At 75.7% G+C, this 16,083-nt stretch carries 12 protein-coding genes and 1 pseudogene; 6 read left to right on the forward strand and 7 right to left on the reverse strand.

What is annotated here, in order from left to right; genetic code table 11:
• Nucleotides 1-20: 20 nt before the first annotated feature.
• Together ACZ6Y7_RS28360 and ACZ6Y7_RS28365 are read right to left on the reverse strand one after the other, a co-directional pair.
• Nucleotides 21-710, reverse strand: a complete 690-nt coding sequence (locus ACZ6Y7_RS28360) for a CBS domain-containing protein (RefSeq protein WP_465760776.1) — start codon at nucleotides 708-710, stop codon at nucleotides 21-23.
• A 5-nt stretch (nucleotides 711-715) separates the two neighbouring features.
• Nucleotides 716-3,439 carry a bifunctional acetate--CoA ligase family protein/GNAT family N-acetyltransferase gene (locus tag ACZ6Y7_RS28365; RefSeq protein WP_465760777.1) on the reverse strand — a complete coding sequence of 908 codons (2,724 nt, stop codon included), beginning with the start codon at nucleotides 3,437-3,439 and terminating at the stop codon, nucleotides 716-718.
• Between the two features lie 332 nt (nucleotides 3,440-3,771).
• Here ACZ6Y7_RS28365 and ACZ6Y7_RS28370 point away from each other — a divergent pair, with 332 nt between their 5' ends.
• Entirely contained in the window at nucleotides 3,772-6,132 is a 2,361-nt protein-coding gene (locus tag ACZ6Y7_RS28370; RefSeq protein ID WP_465760778.1) for a glycoside hydrolase family 65 protein, read from the forward strand.
• A gap of 12 nt (nucleotides 6,133-6,144) precedes the next feature.
• Here the strand turns inward: ACZ6Y7_RS28370 and ACZ6Y7_RS28375 are convergent, their stop codons facing one another.
• Nucleotides 6,145-6,762, reverse strand: coding sequence for an Rv1733c family protein (locus tag ACZ6Y7_RS28375; protein ID WP_465760779.1), 618 nt, complete (start codon nucleotides 6,760-6,762; stop codon nucleotides 6,145-6,147).
• Nucleotides 6,763-7,388: 626 nt separating this feature from the next.
• On the opposite strand from ACZ6Y7_RS28375, the gene ACZ6Y7_RS28380 reads away from it, so the two are divergent.
• The 3 genes and pseudogenes from ACZ6Y7_RS28380 (at nucleotide 7,389) to ACZ6Y7_RS28390 (ending at nucleotide 9,528) form a co-directional block, all read left to right on the forward strand.
• Complete coding sequence (locus tag ACZ6Y7_RS28380; RefSeq protein WP_465760780.1) at nucleotides 7,389-8,261, forward strand: universal stress protein; 873 nt, start codon at nucleotides 7,389-7,391, stop codon at nucleotides 8,259-8,261.
• 89 nt (nucleotides 8,262-8,350) lie between these two features.
• Nucleotides 8,351-8,884: a flavodoxin family protein gene (locus ACZ6Y7_RS28385; RefSeq protein WP_465760781.1), complete on the forward strand. Its 534-nt coding sequence runs from the start codon at nucleotides 8,351-8,353 to the stop codon at nucleotides 8,882-8,884.
• Between the two features lie 249 nt (nucleotides 8,885-9,133).
• A pseudogene (locus ACZ6Y7_RS28390) lies at nucleotides 9,134-9,528 on the forward strand (DUF6191 domain-containing protein).
• 88 nt (nucleotides 9,529-9,616) lie between these two features.
• Here ACZ6Y7_RS28390 and ACZ6Y7_RS28395 read toward each other — a convergent pair.
• Together ACZ6Y7_RS28395 and ACZ6Y7_RS28400 are read right to left on the reverse strand one after the other, a co-directional pair.
• A complete protein-coding gene (locus ACZ6Y7_RS28395) occupies nucleotides 9,617-10,603 on the reverse strand; it encodes an Acg family FMN-binding oxidoreductase (protein ID WP_465760782.1) in 987 nt (328 codons plus the stop codon).
• Between the two features lie 252 nt (nucleotides 10,604-10,855).
• Nucleotides 10,856-12,847, reverse strand: a complete 1,992-nt coding sequence (locus tag ACZ6Y7_RS28400; protein WP_465760783.1) for a heavy metal translocating P-type ATPase — start codon at nucleotides 12,845-12,847, stop codon at nucleotides 10,856-10,858.
• Between the two features lie 102 nt (nucleotides 12,848-12,949).
• Between ACZ6Y7_RS28400 and ACZ6Y7_RS28405 the strand changes: the two genes are divergently transcribed.
• On the forward strand, nucleotides 12,950-13,357 hold the full coding sequence (locus tag ACZ6Y7_RS28405) for an ArsR/SmtB family transcription factor (protein ID WP_465760784.1): 408 nt from the start codon (nucleotides 12,950-12,952) through the stop codon (nucleotides 13,355-13,357).
• A 658-nt stretch (nucleotides 13,358-14,015) separates the two neighbouring features.
• Here ACZ6Y7_RS28405 and ACZ6Y7_RS28410 read toward each other — a convergent pair.
• On the reverse strand, nucleotides 14,016-14,594 hold the full coding sequence (locus ACZ6Y7_RS28410; RefSeq protein WP_465760785.1) for a TetR/AcrR family transcriptional regulator: 579 nt from the start codon (nucleotides 14,592-14,594) through the stop codon (nucleotides 14,016-14,018).
• A gap of 86 nt (nucleotides 14,595-14,680) precedes the next feature.
• Here ACZ6Y7_RS28410 and ACZ6Y7_RS28415 point away from each other — a divergent pair, with 86 nt between their 5' ends.
• A complete protein-coding gene (locus tag ACZ6Y7_RS28415) occupies nucleotides 14,681-15,562 on the forward strand; it encodes an SDR family oxidoreductase (protein ID WP_465760786.1) in 882 nt (293 codons plus the stop codon).
• Between the two features lie 158 nt (nucleotides 15,563-15,720).
• On the opposite strand, the gene ACZ6Y7_RS28420 is transcribed toward ACZ6Y7_RS28415, so the two are convergent.
• The gene (locus ACZ6Y7_RS28420) at nucleotides 15,721-16,008 is read right to left on the reverse strand and encodes a putative quinol monooxygenase (protein WP_465760787.1); all 288 of its coding nucleotides are present in this window, start codon (nucleotides 16,006-16,008) and stop codon (nucleotides 15,721-15,723) included.
• Nucleotides 16,009-16,083 lie beyond the last annotated feature (75 nt).

Raw genomic sequence — 16,083 nt, forward strand, 5'->3', positions numbered from 1 at the left:
CGGGACGGGGCCACCGGGCGTCAGCGCGGGGGCGTCGGGGGCGCGGTGTCCTCCTGGTCCCAGGTGAGGTGGTCGGTCAGGGCGGCGAGGCCGTCGATGCGGGCGAGTCGGAGGCAGAGGGCGGCGGCGTCGCCGCGGGTGCGGGTGCGGCCGGCGACGGACAGCCGGCGGCGTTCGCAGCGGACGTGGAGGGAGCCGGGGACGACGCCGGTGCCGGGGGTGAGTGCGAGGGCGAGGGCCTCGGTGCGGATGGCCTCGTCCTCGCGGCGCAGCGCGTCGAGCAGGTCGGCTGCGGAGAGCAGGCCGGCGAGGCGGCCGTCGGTGTCCAGGACGGGCAGGTGGTGCAGGCCGTGTCCGGTCAGCTCGGCGACGGCGGCGGTCGCCTCGGTCTCCGCCGTGACGGTGACCGCCGGGGCGGTCATGAGGTCGCGGGCGCACAGGTCGCGCCGCGGCTCCTCCTCGGCGTAGACGGCGAGCAGGTCGGAGGCGGCGACCACGCCGACGACCGTGCCGTCGGTGGACACCACGGGCACGATGCCGTGCCGGGTGGCGCCCAGCACGGCGGCGACGGTGGCGAAGTCGGTGCCCGGGGTGACGGCGACCCCGGGTCGGCGCATGCAGTCGCGGACCCGGGTGCGGCCGCTCGGGCGCGCGGGTTCGGCGGCCGGGAAGGTGTCGGCGGCCGTGCCGTCGAGGATGCTGTGCCGCACGGTGTTCACGTCCCTTCGGCGACGGCCGGGCGCCGCAGTCGTCGCAGGTAGGGGTCGAAGGACGGCCGGCGTTCGAGGCGGATCCGGGCGTCCACGCAGACGGCGCCGTCGGGGCGCAGGATGACGGGGTTGAGGTCGGCCTCGACGACCTCGGCGAAGTCCTCGGCGAGCCGGGACAGCCGGGCGAGCACGGAGCGGATCGCGGCGAGGTCGACGGGGGGCGCGGCGCCGTCGCCCAACAGCATTGGTGCGCCGCGGAGTTCGGCGACCATGGTGGTCAGGTCGCGTTCGCTCAGCGGGGCGAGCCGGGCCGCCCGGTCGGCCAGCACGTCGGCAGCGGTACCGCCCATACCGAGGACGACGAGCGGGCCGAAGACCTGGTCCTGGACGATTCCCGCGAGCAGTTCGACGCCGGGGGCGGCCATCGGCTGGACCACCGCTCCGGCCAGCTCCTCGCCGAACCTTTCCGTGAACTCCTGGTAGACGGCCCGCACTTCGGCCTCGGTGGCGAGGCCGGTTCGGACGGCGCCCGCGGCGCTCTTGTGCACCTGGCCCGGCCAGTACGCCTTGAGCGCCACCTTTCCCCCGTACCCGAACCGCATCAGCTCCGCGGCGGTGTCGGCCGCCGCGCGATCGTCGCGCGCCCACACGGTCCTGGTCAGCGGCAGCCCGTAGGCCTCCAGCAGCTCGGTGGTGGACAGCGGGTCCAGCCAGCCGCCCTCGGGGTGGGCGGTGAGGTGGCCGTCGACCAGGCTGCGGGCGGCGCGCCGGTCGCAGTCCGGCGCGTCGGCGGGCGGCGAGAGCGGCTCGGCGAGCCGGCGGGCGCGGTCCCGGGCGTGGCCGAGGGCGCGGGCGGCGGCGACGGGGTCCGAGTAGACCGGGATCAGTCCGCCGTCGGCGCAGGTCAGGTAGCGGACGGGCACCTGCTGGTCGAGCAGGACGGCGGCGAGCGGGACGCGGCGCCGGCCCGGCCCCTCCACCAGGGCCTGGACCGGATCGCGGTCGGGTGTCCCCCCGAGTGCCGTCGGCACCAGGCACACCAGGACGGCGTCCACGGCCGGCTGGCGCTCCAACGCCCGGAGGAAGTGGGTGAGTTCGCCAGGGCCCACCGCCGCGGTGGTGTCCACCGGGTTGCGGACGGAGGCGCCGGAGGGGAGTGACCTCGCGAGGTCCGCCGGGAGTTCCGGCAGGTCCAGCCCGACCTCCGCGCAGGCGTCCGCGGCCAGGATGCCGATGCCGCCCGCGTTGGACACCACGGCGACCGCCCCGCGCGGGTCCGGCAGGGGCTGGGCGTGCAGCAGGGCGGCGGCCGCCACGAGTTCCTCGATGCTGTGGGTGGCCGTGATGCCGGCCTGCCGGAACAGCGCCTCCCGGGTGACGGTCGGGGTGGCGGCGGCCGCGGTGTGCGAGGCCGCGCCGCGGCGACCGGCGGTGGAGCGACCGGCGTCGACGGTGAGCACCGGGATGGTGCGGGTGACGCGCCGTGCCGTGCGGGCGAAGGCGCGCGGGCTGCCGAAGGACTCCAGGTGGAGCAGCGCGAGGTCGGTGCGGCCGTCCGCCTCCCACCACTGCAGCAGGTCGTTGCCGCTGACGTCGTACTTGTCGCCGAGCGAGACGAAGCTCGACACCCCGATGCCCAGCCACGCCAGCCGCTGCAGCAGGGCGATCCCGACACCGCCGCTCTGCACGGCGACCCCGGCCGTCCCCGGCCTCGGGAAGGCACCGCCGAACTCGGCGTCCAGCCGGACGGCCGAATCGGTCTGGGCCAGGCCCAGGCTGTTCGGCCCGACCAGGCGCATGCTGTGCCGGCGGCAGGCGCGCATCAGCGCGCGGGCCTCCTGCGCCCCGAGTCCGGAGGTGAGCACCGCCAGCGCCCGGACCCCAGCGGCGCCGCACTCCTCGGCCACTCCCGGGACGGCGCCGGCGGGCACCGCCAGGACGGCGAGGTCCGGCACGGCGGGCAGGGCGCGGACGGACGGGTACGCGGGTTCGCCGTCGATCTCCGCCGCGTGCGGGTTCACCGCCCAGACCGCGCCCGCGAAGCCGCCGTGCCGGATCTTCCCGAGGACGGTCCGCCCGACCGAGCCCGCCCGCCGGGACACCCCGACCACCGCGACCGAGGCCGGGCGCAGCAGCGCCGTCATGCTCGCGACGTCGGCGCGCCGGCCGCGTTCCTCCACGGCCGAGCGGTAGCGCTCGTCGCCCTCGTCCAGCGGCACCCGGATCCTGACCTCGCCCTGTGTGTAGCGGCGTTCGACGGGCAGGCCGAGGTCGGCGAAGACCCGGTGGACGGCCCGGTTGCCGAACAGCGTGTCGGCTTCGAAGGAGCGGATGCCGGCGGCACGGGCGGCGTGCACCAGGTGTTCCAGCAGCAGGGTGCCGACACCCCGGTGGTGCCAGCGGTCGGCCACCGCGAGCGCCAGCTCCGCGGTCTGCGGCGGCTCGTCCACCTGCTCGCAGTCCGCCTCGCCGACCAGCTCCTCCCCCGCCCAGGCGCCGAGCGCCAGGAGGCCGGTGCGCGGCGGCCCGCAGAGCCGGTCGGCGGCCAGCTTCGGCGCGTTGCGGCTGACCCCGAGGAACCGCATCCGGCGGCTCTCCTCGGACATCCCGTCGGCGTGCAGGTCGAGCACCGCCCGGTGGTCGTCCGGCCCGAGCGGCCGGAGTTCCACCGTGGTGCCGTCGGCCAGCAGGGCCTCGGCGGTGGGGTGCGGCGGGTGGACGGTGGACATGGCGCCTCCTCGGCCGTCGCCGTTCTGCCCTTCCAGGCTCCGCGCGGCCGGGACGGCCCGCGAGGGCCGACCGGCCCCGGCCGGCCCGCCGACCGGCATCGCCCGGCCGTCCGCCGTCCCCCACCGCACCTCTCCGTCCCGGCTTCCTTCGAGCCGCGGGAACGGACCGCTTCACCCCGGGCAGAATGAACCGCTTCACCCCGGGCACGGGGGTCCGCGGGCGGGCCTCCCGCAACGGGCGGCCCGGCCCCGCGGTGCGCAGACTGGGGGACGAAGCGGTCGGCAACGGAGGTCGTGACGTGGCAACGGACTCACCGGTGGGGCCGCCCGACATGCCCGACGCGTGGACCCTCCGCTACCAGGGCTTCGACCCGGCCGAGGAGGGGCTGCGGGAGGCCCTGTGCGCGGTCGGCAACGGTTACCTGGTCAGCCGGGGCGCCGCACCGGAGTCGGTCGCCGACGGGGTGCACTACCCGGGGACGTACCTGGCCGGCTGCTACGACCGTGCGGAGTCGACCGTCGACGGTCGCGTGGTCGGCAACGAGGACCTGGTCAACTGCCCGAACTGGCTTCCGCTGACCTTCCGCCCGGCGGGCGGGGAATGGTTCACCGGACCGCCCGCCGAGCAGACTCTGGAGCTGGACCTGCGCCGGGGACTGCTGACCCGCACCGCGCTCGTCGTCGACGGGCGGGGACGCCGGACCCGGCTGCTGCAGCGCCGCCTCGCCAGCCAGGCCCGGCCGCACCTGCTCGCGCTGGAGACCACCCTCACCCCCGAGAACTGGTCCGGGCCGCTGGAGGTCCGCTCGGGCCTCGACGGCCGCGTCGCCAACACCGGCGTGGCCCGCTACCGGGGCCTGACCGAGCACCACCTCCGACCGGTCGGCCAGGGAGTGGACGAGGCGGGATCGCTGTGGCTGGAGACGGAGACCACCGGCGCGCCCGTCCGGATCGCCCTCAGCGCCCGGCTGAGCGCACCCGGGGCGGCGGTGGCGACCGAATGCCGCGAGGGCTGGACGGCCCACCTGCTCACCCTGGACACCGAACGCGGCCACCCCGTCACCGTCACCAAAACCGTCGCCGTGCACACCTCCCGCGACCGGGCGATCGACACACCGCTGCGCGCCTCCCGCCAACTCGCCGCCGAGGCCGGGTGCTTCGACGACCTGCTGGCCGAACACGCCCTGCGCTGGGCGGAGCTGTGGCGCCGCTGCGGGATCGAGGCCCACTTCGACGGCGCCGGTCCGCTGCACTTGAACCTGTTCCACCTCCTCCAGGCCTACTCCGAGCACTCCGTCGACCTCGACGTCGGCGTCCCCGCCCGGGGGCTGCACGGCGAGGCGTACCGGGGGCACGTCTTCTGGGACGAGCTGTTCGTGCTGCGGCTGCTCAACCTGCGCTTCCCCGAGCTCGCCCGCGCCGTGCTGCGCTACCGGCACCGCCGTCTCGACGCCGCCCGCCGGGAGGCCCGGGCGGTCGGCCTGCGCGGGGCGATGTACCCGTGGCAGAGCGCGAGCGACGGACGGGAGGAGTCCCAGCAACTGCACCTCAACCCGCTGTCCGGCCGCTGGCTGCCCGACCACAGCCACCTGCAGCGGCACGTCGGCTCGGCCGTCGCGTACAACATCTGGCAGTACTACCAGTCCACCGGGGACCGGGACTTCCTGGCCACCGCCGGCGCCGAGACGCTCCTGGAGATCGCGCGCTTCTGGTCGTCCGCGGCCGCCTACGACCCGGCCCGGGAGCGGTGGTCGATCCGCGGGGTGCTCGGCCCCGACGAGTACCACGACGCCTACCCCTGGGCGGACCGGCCCGGCCTGGACGACAACGCGTACACCAACGTGCTGGCCTCCTGGGTGCTGGCCCGCGCCGGGGACGCCCTGGACGTCCTGCCCGGCTACCGCCGCGACGAGCTGCGCGAACGCCTCGACCTCGACGACGCGGAGCTGGAACGCTGGCAGGAGGTGGGGCGGCGACTGCACGTGCCCTTCCACGAGGGCGTCCTCAGCCAGTTCGACGGCTACGAGCGGCTCGCCGAGCTCGACTGGACGGCCTACCGGCTGCGCTACACCGACCTGCGCCGGCTCGACCGGATCCTGGAGGCCGAGGGCGACACCGTCAACCGCTACAAGGCCTCCAAGCAGGCCGACGCCCTGATGCTCTGGTACCTGTTCTCCGCCCGCGAGGTCCGCGACCTGCTGCGCCACCTCGGCTACCCGGCGCCCCACGAACTGCTGCGCCGTACCACCGACCACTACCTGCGGCGCACCGTCCACGGCTCCACCCTCAGCTCGGTGGTGCACGCCTGGGTCCTGACCCGCTCCGACCGCCGCGCCTCCTGGCGGTACTTCCGCGACGCCCTGGTGGCCGACCTCCGGGACAGCCAGCGCGGCACCACCGCCGAGGGCGTCCACCTGGGCGCGATGGCGGGCGCGGTGGACCTCCTGCAGCGCTGCTACACCGGCCTGGAGGTCCGCGAGGACGCCCTCTGGCTCGACCCCCGCCTGCCGTCCGCCCTGGGCCGGCTGGACCTGGACCTGCGCTACCGGGGCCACTGGGGCCTGGCGATCGCCGTCGAGCGCCGCACCGTCACGGTGAGCCTGCGCGAGGACCGCCAGGAGCCGGTCCGGATCCGGCTGCGCGGCACCGAGGCGACGATCCGGCCGGGCCGGACCCGCTGCTTCCACCTGTGAACGCGCGGCCCCTCACCGGCGCCCCGACCACCGCGGTTCCACCTGCTCCCAGGCGGACTCCCAGCTCCGCTCGGCCCGCCGGTCCAGCCCGCGCCGGCGCAGCGCCCACCAGCCCTCGGTGCCGAACCCGAGCGCGGTGACCGTGCCGAGGCCCACCAGGACGGCGTCCGAGACGATCAACTCGGTCGACCTGGGCGCACTGGCCGGCTGTCCGGCGTCGTTCAGACCGATCCGGACGACCGCCCCGGTGTCCGTGCCGTCCGGTACGGGGACGCTGCCGGCGCCGGGCCCGACCGGGTACGTCCACCGCGCCGGGGCGTGCTGCCGCGCGCCGGCCGACCGCGGGTCGTCCGGCTGCGCCGGGCCCGTGGTGACGGCGGTGACGACGTGCCGGTGCCGGGCGGCCTGCCGCGCGTCGTGCGTCTCCACGCCGTACACCAGCAGCGCCGCGACCACCGCCAGGACGAACGCGGCCAGCGCCATCAGCGCCGCCCCGGCCACCAGACGGCTGTAGGCCCGGTCGAGCGGGCGGCACAGCGGGTTGGGGTCCCGGCCGGCGGCCCGCCGGACGTGCCCGCGCAGCGAGGTACGGGAGGCGGGGCGCCTGGGCGTGGTGGCTGCGGCGGACATGACGCGCCTCCTCGGTGCGGGGACGGCCCCTGCTCTCACGGGTCGGTTCTCACGGGTCAGTCTCTCCGAGCCCGCCGCGGCTCTCCGAGGGCCGGACGGTCCCGGGCCGGGGTCCGTCCGGCCCTGGGCCCGGGCACGGACCGAGCCGGCTCGCCGGGGGCGCGGTGGCGAGGGTGCGCAAGCAAGGTGTCTGACGCCATGTCCGACGCCTGGACGCCCCTCGCCTCGACGCCCGAGGTCGGTGTCCGACGCCTTGAAGAGGCGGATCGGCGCCCGTCAGAAGGGCAGTCGGCGGCCGGACGGGGTCCGCAGGTCCAGCGGCGGGGGTTCGTGGGGTCGGGTCGGCCGCGTGACGACCTTGATCCGGACCATCGTGGCCACCTCCTCGTCGTGCGGCTTCGCACCCCACTCTTCCGTGGTCGGCTCGGGCGCCCCAGGGCCGCCGGGGCCGTCCCGGAGCGCCGGCCGGTGATGGTGCGGGTGGGCCCGCCGGTCTCCCGCGACGGGGCCGGTCGGCCCTCGCGGCGGGCGCCGGGCCGTGCCTAGCGTGGGAGCTGGTCCGCAGCGCCGAACCGTAGCGCCGAATCGCAGCGCCGAGCCGCAGCGCCGAACCGAGGAGGACCGCCATGACATCCGCGACTTCCGACAGCCCCGGCCGTCCCGTCGTGCTCGGTGTCGACGCGGACGACACCGGCCCGATGACCGCCGCCTGGGCCGCCGACGAGGCCGCCCGCCGGGGACTGCCGCTGCGGCTGGTGCACGCCGTCCCGTCGATGCTCCGCGAGTTCCGCCCGTTCGACGAGGGCCGGTACCACAAGGCCCTGCGCGAGCGGGCCGACGAGGCACTCGATCGCGCCGCCGCCGTCGCCCGCGAGCGACACCCCGGCCTCGCCGTGACCACCTTCGTCGCCGAGGACGTCCCGGCTCCCGCGCTCTGCCACGAGTCCCGGTACGCCACGCTCGTCGCCCTCGGCTCCCGCCGGCTGGGCCGCGTGGCGGAGGCCCTGAGCGTCTACTCGGTGGCCGTCCCGGTCAGCGCCCGGGCGCACTGCCCGGTGGTCGTGGTCCACGGCCCCGAACACATCACCCAGGACCCGCCGTACGTCGTGCTCGGTGTGGACGGCAGCCCGTCCTCGGAGGCCGCCGTCGACTTCGCGTTCGACCTCGCCGCCGAACGCCGGGCCGCCCTGCGCGTCATCCGGGTCTGGCAGCGCGCACCCGTCGCCCGCCTCGACGAGAGCGCCGCGGAACAGTCGCTGCGGAGGATGCTCTTCGAGACCACCGCCGGTCACCGCGCCCGCCACCCCGACGTCGCGATGACCCACGAGCTGGTCCGCGGCCACCCGGTCGAGGAGCTCGCCCTGGCCTCCGAACACGCCCTCGCCGTGGTCGTCGGCCGCCGGGGCGACGGCGGCTTCACCGGCATGCGGCTCGGCTCCGTCCCGCACGGCCTGCTGCACCGCGCCCACTGCCCGGTCGCGGTCGTCCCGCACGGCTGACGGGACCGTCCGGCGAGCCGATCCGGGCCGAACGGCCCACCCGCACAAGGACGTTCCGGAACCAGGCGGGGGGACGAAAGGTGGAGACCATGCACACCGTGATCGTGTACGAGAGCATATACGGCAACACCCGGGAGATCGCCGAGGCGATCGCCGAAGGCGTCCACCAGGCCGACCCCAGCGCGGCCGTGGACTGTGTCCCGGTGGCCGACGCCGACGCGGACACCACCCGCTCCGCGGACCTGTTGGTGGTCGGCGGCCCGACGCACATGCACGGCATGTCCTCCGGGCTCAGCCGCCGGATGGCCGCCACGGCCGAGAAGCACAAGGAGGGCCGGGAGCAGGCCGCCACCGAGGCCCGGGAGAGCGCCGAGGGACCGGGCCTGCGGTCCTGGTTCCACGACCTCCCGAAGACCGAACCCGGCACCCACGCCGCCGCGTTCGACACCCGGGTCGACATGCCCCGGGCCGGCGGCGCCGCCCACGGCATCGCCCACCGGCTCTCCGGCCACCGCTACGACGTGGTCGCCGAACCCGAGGGCTTCATCGTCGAGGACAACGACGGACCGCTGCGCGCCGGCGAACTCGACCGCGCCCGCGCCTGGGGAGCCGGCCTGGTCTGAGCCGGGACGGGCAGCACGCGGCACCGTCCCGGCGGCCCCGTGCCGGGCCGACTGGACGGGGGAGCCTCCGGCGCCCTCGGCGCCACCCGCGCCCTGCGCGCCGTGCCATCCGCTCCCGCGACCTCGCCCGCGAGGACGTCATGCCTGGTCGGCGGCAAGAACGCGCCGTCGGGGCCTCACCGGCCTGCGGTCCGGGACCGAGCGGCTGTCCGGTCTCCCTGCCGGCACCCCTGCGGCCGATACTGGGGGATGGGATTCGCCGTCTTCGTGACCTTGCCCGGACTGGTCATCGTGCTGACCGCCCTGGCCTTCGCCGACCAGCTGCTTCTGCCCAGCTGCTTCTGCGTGCCGGGCGGGCCGGCCTGCTCCCGTGGCGGAACGGCGTCCGACAGGGCCAGGTGTCCGCCACCGGGTTCGAGCAGCTCCATGCGAGCTTTTCGCCCGGGAAGCAGAACGAACTCAAGGAACGCCAGTCGTCCCCGATGATGAGGGACGACGAGGAGGGCGGGGCGCCGCCGAACCGGACAGCGGTGGATCTGGAGGCAGGGGTCGCAGTCGTGCGGGTCCCGCGGGCCGGTCACCCGGGCGACGGGCAGGCCGCCTCGTCGGCCACGGGCGGCGGCCGGGGAGGCGGGATCCGCTGACGGGCGCGGCCCGCTCCGGCGCGGGGGCCGGGCCGCCGCACGCGCGTCGTCCCGCCTGCCGCTCCGGCTCACCCGACCCCCGGCTCACCTACTCTTCCGGCGGGTCGAGGATGTCCTCGACCCGCCGACGCGGGCTGGCCGCCCCGGGCGGACCGTACCCGAGACGCAGGACCACGTGGACGTGCGCGGGACCGTCGGCGGGGTCACGCAGGCGCCAGCGGGTGGCGGGGATCTCGACGGCCTGGTGCAGGACGGAGGCGCGCAGGCCGTGGGCGGTGGCGAGCAGCCAGACCCGTTCCATCGCCTGTCCGGTACGCAGCCAGTCGGCCTGGCGGTCGAAGTGCGTGGTGAGGGTGGCGAGTTGGGGCAGGGCCTCGAAGCGTTCGGCCGGGGTGCCGTGGCGTGGCGGGTGTCCGGTGAACCCGCGCATCGGGATGCGGGCGTCGCGGTCGTGCGAGCCGAGACTGGCGATCGGGATGCCGTCCCAGGACGGCTCCAGGCGCAGCCAGGTGCGGGTCTCGGCCTCGCGGGCGACGTCGGCGGCGATGCGGGCCTCGGCCTCGGAGGTGAGCGCGAGCACCCGGCGTACGGCGTGCTCCTCCAGCATGGTGAACGTGACGCCTTCGGCTCCGGCGGCCCCGATGAACTCGGCGACCAGCGCCTCGGGGACGTCCCGGTTGATGAACGGCTGGCGGCTGGAGTGGCGCACGGCGACGGCCGGGTAGAGATCGGCGCCGAAGGGCTCCGGTGTGCGGGCCGGTGTCGACAGATCGAGCACGGCACGCGGCTGGCCGTCCTCGCCCTCCGGCAGGAGGTGGACGACGGCCTCACGGCCGAGGTGGGCGGCCGCCACCCGCAGGTTGAACAGGGCGGCGCCGATCGAGATGTGCAGCGCCCTGCGGTCCGGGTCGGCGGCCGGGACGGCCCGGCTCGGGTCGGCGTGGACCTCCAGGCCCCGCAGGTCGGCCGTGGGGCGGAAGCGCCAGGGCTGGCTGTTGTGCAGCGAGGGCGCCGCACCTCCGGCTTCGGCCAGCAGGCGCAGGTCCGCGGCGGTGAGGGCGGTTTCGGTGGTCATCGTGGTTCACTCCCTGCCGACGGGGGCGCCGATGATCCGAGCATCCTCCGGGCCGGTGGCATCAGGCGAGGGTCCAACGGCCCTGGCCGTCACGGCCGAGTGGCACGGAGTGCCGGGAGCCCGGCCGCCAGGCCTGCCGCGGCCTGGTTCACCGGCGCCCCAGGCCGGGGGTCCTTCCGAGGGCCGGGTTCGGCCCGAGCGCTCCCCCGACGGCCGGCGGCCGAGAGGTCCTTCCGAGGGCCGGGCGCGGCCTCACCGGCGGCCCTCGGCGCGGGCCTTGGACCAGGCGGCCTCGCGGAGCAGCCGCAGGCCGTTCAGGCCGACGATGACGGTCGAGCCCTCGTGGCCGAGGACGCCCAACGGTAGCGGGAGGGCGGTGAGCAGGTCCCAGACCACCAGCACGGTGATGAACACCGAGGCGATGACCAGGTTCTGCACGACCAGGGAGCGGGCTCGGCGGGAGAGCGCCACCACGGCGGGGACGGTGGCGAGTTCGTCGCGCACGACCACCGCGTCGGCGGTTTCCAGGGCGAGGTCGGATCCGGCGCGGCCCATGGCGACGCCGGTGTGGGCGGCGGCCAGCGCGGGGGCGTCGTTGACGCCGTCCCCGATCACCATCACCGTGCGGCCCGCCCGCTCCCGCTCCTTGACGGCGGCGACCTTGTCCTGCGGCAGCAGCCCGGCGCGGACGTCGGTGATGCCGACCTCGGCGGCCAGGCGGGCGGCGGCGCGCGGGTTGTCGCCGGTGAGCAGCATCGGCGGCGTTCCGGTCAGCGCGGTCAGCGCGGCCACGGTGTCGGCGGCGTCCGGGCGCAGACGGTCGGCGATGCCGAGCACACCGACCGGGGCCCCGTCGACCTCGACCAGGACCGCGGTGCGCCCGCCGTCCTCCAGCTCGGCGGCGAGCGCGGCGGCGCGAGCCGAGACGGCGTCCCCGGAGTCGTCCAGCAGCCGGGCCGGGGCGCCGACCGCGACGGCCCGGCCGTCGACCGTGGCGGTCACTCCGATGCCGGGGGCGGAGGTGAAGTCCTCGGCCGCGGCCAGGACGAGGCCGCGGGCACGGGCGGCCTCCACGACGGCCCGGGCGAGCGGGTGCTCGCTGGGGTGCTCGGCCGCCGCCGCGAGCGCCAGCAGCTCCCCCTCCGTGAGTCCGGCGCCGGCCAGGGGGCGGACGTCGGTGACCCGCGGCGTGCCCTCGGTGAGGGTGCCCGTCTTGTCGAGAGCGACCGCGTCGACCTGGCCCAGACGCTCCATCACCACCGCGGACTTCACCAGGACACCGTGCCGCCCCGCGTTGGCGATCGCGGACAGCAGTGGCGGCATGGTCGCCAGCACCACGGCGCACGGCGAGGCCACGATCATGAACGTCATCGCGCGCAGCAGCGAGTCGGTGAGGCCCGCGCCGAAGGCCGGCGGCACGGCGAACACCGCCAGGGTGGCGACGACCATGCCGATCGAGTACCGCTGCTCGACCTTCTCGATGAACAGCTGCGTCGGCGCCTTGGTCTCGGAGGCCTCCTCGACCATCCGCACGATCCGGGCGATCACCGAGTCCGAGGCATCCCGCTCGACCTTCACTCGCAGCGCGCCGGTGCCGTTCAACGTCCCGGCGAACACCTCGTCGCCGCCCCCCTTGGCCACGGGCAGCGGTTCACCGGTGATGGTGGCCTGGTCGACGTCGCTCGCGCCGTCCACCACGCGGCCGTCCGCGCCGATCCGCTCACCGGGACGCACCAGGATCACGTCGCCGACGGCCAGCCGCCCGGTCGGGACGCTCTCCTCGGTGCCGTCGTCCAGCACCCGGGTGGCGCTCGCCGGTGCGAGGTCGAGCAGACCGCGCACCGAGTCGGCGGTGCGCGCGGTCGCGATCGCCTCCAGCGCGCCGGAGGTGGCGAAGATGACGATGAGCAGCGCACCGTCCATCACCTGCCCGACCGCCGCCGCCCCCAGCGCCGCCACGATCATCAGCAGATCGACGTCGAGCGTCTTCTCCCGCAGTGCCTGCAGGCCCGCCCAGGCGGGCTCCCAGCCGCCGCTCGCGTAGGCGAGCGCGTACAGCGGGCCCCACGCCCACGCCGGAGCGCCGGCGAGCTGCAGCGGCAGCGCGACCAGGAACAGCGCCAGCGCCAGGGCGGCCCAGCGGGCCTCGGGCAGCGCGAACACCCGGGTACGCCGTCGGGGGGCGGGGCTCACGGGAGCGGCCGCGTCGGCCGCGGGGCGTTCGATCAGGGTGGAGGAAGGCATGGCGAACGGGACCCTTCGCGGAGGTCAGGGCAGCACGGACAACACCACCAACATACAGGAACATATGAACAGTCCTTCATTCATTGTCTGTAGGATGAGCACATGGGTCATGGAGCCTCCCCCGCGAACACCACCGTCCCGCGCATCCGCCTGGACGCGGACAACGCCGCCCGGGTGGCCACCACCCTGCAGGCCCTGGCCACGCCGTCCCGGCTACTGATCCTCGCCCGCCTCCGCGAAGGCCCCTGCGCGGCCACCGAACTCGCCAACGCCGTCGGCATGGAGCAGTCCGCCTGCTCCCACCAGCTGCGGCTCCTGCGCAACCTCGGCCTGATCGTCGGCCGACGCCAGGGCCGCTCGATCGTCTACGCGCTCCACGACCACCACGTCGCCGAACTCCTCGACCAGGCCGTCTACCACACCGAACACCTGCGCCTCGGCCTCAGCGACGCCGCGGACGCGGACGAAGCGGACGTCGAGGGCGACGCAGTGGCGCGCGTGGCGCGCTGACCGACCGCACGAGTCGCCGCGGCGTGTCCCGAGGTCGAGCGGGGAGGCCGCCCCGAAGGCCTCGCCGGTGGGGCGAATGCCGCCCGGCACCGGTAATCCACGGCCCGGCGGTGCCCCGGCGGATGGCCGCCGGCCCGCGAGGACCTCGACAGCCCGGGGGGCGGGAGACTCCGCCGGAGTCGATCACGGGGGTCTGCGGTCGGGCGTCTCTTGACGTGAGTGGTCCGGCGCTGCGCGGTGGGCGCGTGAGCGGCGATGGCGGGGGCGCTGGCACGAGCCTTCGGGCTGGGCTCCGGCGCCGTGCAACCGCACACCGACCTGCTCCTGCTCGGCTGGGCCGGCCTCGGCTTGCTCTGGCTGCGACTGGTCGCCCTGTGGACCCGCGCCGCCTTGCACACGCGGACCCGGACGAGGAACGGCCGGGTACCGCTCACCAAGGAACCGGCCCGGCAGGAACCCCAGCCCAGGCTGCGGGAGAGCTTCCACACCCGCGCCTGGGTCCACGCGCGGCACGCTGCCGTCTGGATCCTCGTCCCACCCCCGCGATGTGACCTCCTGGACGGCTTCGGGCACCGGATCCGGCAGGAGCGTCCCGCGGAGTTCCACCGGCTGACGACCGCCTGGCTCGCCTCGCCGGCGCCCCCGGCGTCCCCTCGGGTCAGCCCAGCGAGGCGCTCGCGGCCCGCAGTTCCTCCAGGGCCGCCAGCGTGTACCCGGCGAGTCCGTCCTCGGCGCCGCGGTCGTCCTCGGCCCAGGCGGCGTACCCCCGTTTGAAAGCGAGGACGCCCAGCTCACCTGCGAGGGCGGCCGTCGGATCGGGGACGCCGCGGGCGACCAGCGCGGTCGTCATCGCGGCCGCGAGACCGACGGTCTTGAGGGCGTCGCGTTCCTGGAGCTCGGCGCTGGCGGCGACGGCCGCCTTCAGGCGGGGGGCGAGTTCATGGCTCCCGGGGCCCATCGCGGCCGAGGCGCGTTCGAGGCCGGCGGCGACCGCCTCCAGCGGGCCGGCGTCGCCGGGCGCGTCGGCGATCCCCTCGGCCAGCAGCCGGCTCAGGGTCTCCTGCCCGGCGACCAGCAGCTCGCGCTTGTCGGGGAAGTGCCGGAAGAAGGTGCTCTTGGTGACGCCGGCACGCTCGGCGATCTGCGCGACCGTCGTGGCGTCGTACCCCTGTTCCGTGAACAGGTCGACCGCCGCCACGACGAGGCGTTCCCGCGCACCCGGTTCCCATCGACTCATGGGGTCAGCATATGTGATGGGACTCTTGTCCCATCACTCTGCTACGGTGATGGGACAAGAGTCCCATCACTTCGTGGAGGGTTTCCATGCGCGTCTTCGTCACCGGCGGCACCGGCTTGATCGGTTCCGCCGTCATCGCCGAACTCCTCGGCAAGGGCCACACCGTCCTCGCGCTCGCCCGCTCCGACGCCTCCGCACGGGCCGTCGAGGCCGCCGGCGCCGAGCCCCTGCGGGGAAGCCTCGCCGATCTGGACGTCCTGCGCTCCGGCGCCGGCCGGGCCGACGGGGTGATCCACCTGGCCTTCGGCAACGACTTCAGCAGCCCCGAGGCCCTGGCACGGAACGTCGCCGAGGAGACCGCCGCCCTCACCGCCCTCGGTGAGGAACTCGTCGGCAGCGGCCGCCCCCTGGTCACCGTCGCGGGTACGCCCTGGGTGCCGGGCCGGGCCTCCACCGAGGCCGACCCGGCACCGACCGACGGGCCGGTCGGCGGCCGCGGTCGCACCGTCACGGCGATCCTGGGCCTGGCCTCGCACGGGGTCCGGAGCACGTCCGTCCGCCTGCCGCGCACGGTGCACCACCAGGGCACGGGCGGGTTCGCCGGCCTGCTGACCGACATCGCCCGCCGGACCGGGATCTCCGGCTACCCCGGAGACGGCACGCAGCGCTGGCCCGCCGTCCACGCGCTCGACGCGGCCGTCCTCTTCCGGCTCGCCCTGGAGCGCGCGGAAGCCGGCACCACCTGGCACGCCGTGGCCGACGAGGGGGACGAGGTACGGGACATCGCGGCCGTGATCGGCCGACGGCTGGGACTGCCGGTCGCCTCGGTCCCGGACGAGACCTACGGCCCGCTCGCCCCGATCTTCCGGGCCGACCAGCCCTCGTCCAGCACCCGCACCCGGCAGGCGCTGGGCTGGGAGCCGAAGCAGCCCCGCCTCCTGGAGGACCTGGAGAACATCCGGCCCTGACGGACGGCCGACGGCCGGGGGAACCACTGCCGGAGCGCGTATATCGACAGCGGATCCCCGCCCCGGCGCCCGGGCCGTTCACGCGGCCCGGTCGACCCGGTCGACCCGGCCGGCTCGGGCGTGGAGGCCCGGTACGCCGTGGGAGTCGGCGACCCGCGTCACACGAGCGCGTAGGCCTCGGCCTGGCGGTCGATGAGGTGCGGGGTGATGCCGGCCAGCACGAGGCGCTGGTAGGACGCGCTCTCACGGTGGGCGGCCAGCGCGTGTTCGTCCTCGTACTCGGCGAAGACGACGAAGGCGGCCTGGTCCCGCAGGGAGCGCACCACCCGGAAGGAGAGCACCCCGGGCTCGGTGAGCGCGGCCTCGGTGACGGCGGGGAGCAGGTCGGCGACGTGCTGCTCGGCGCCGAGGTCGGCGAGCCAGTCGGTGATCACGACGAGGGACACGGCGGGTCCTTCCGGGGTGGTGCGGGACGGTCCTGGTGAAGGGGTCGGGCAGGGGGTCAGGGGATGGGGCCGGGC

The organism is Kitasatospora sp. NPDC053308, from assembly GCF_055585785.1.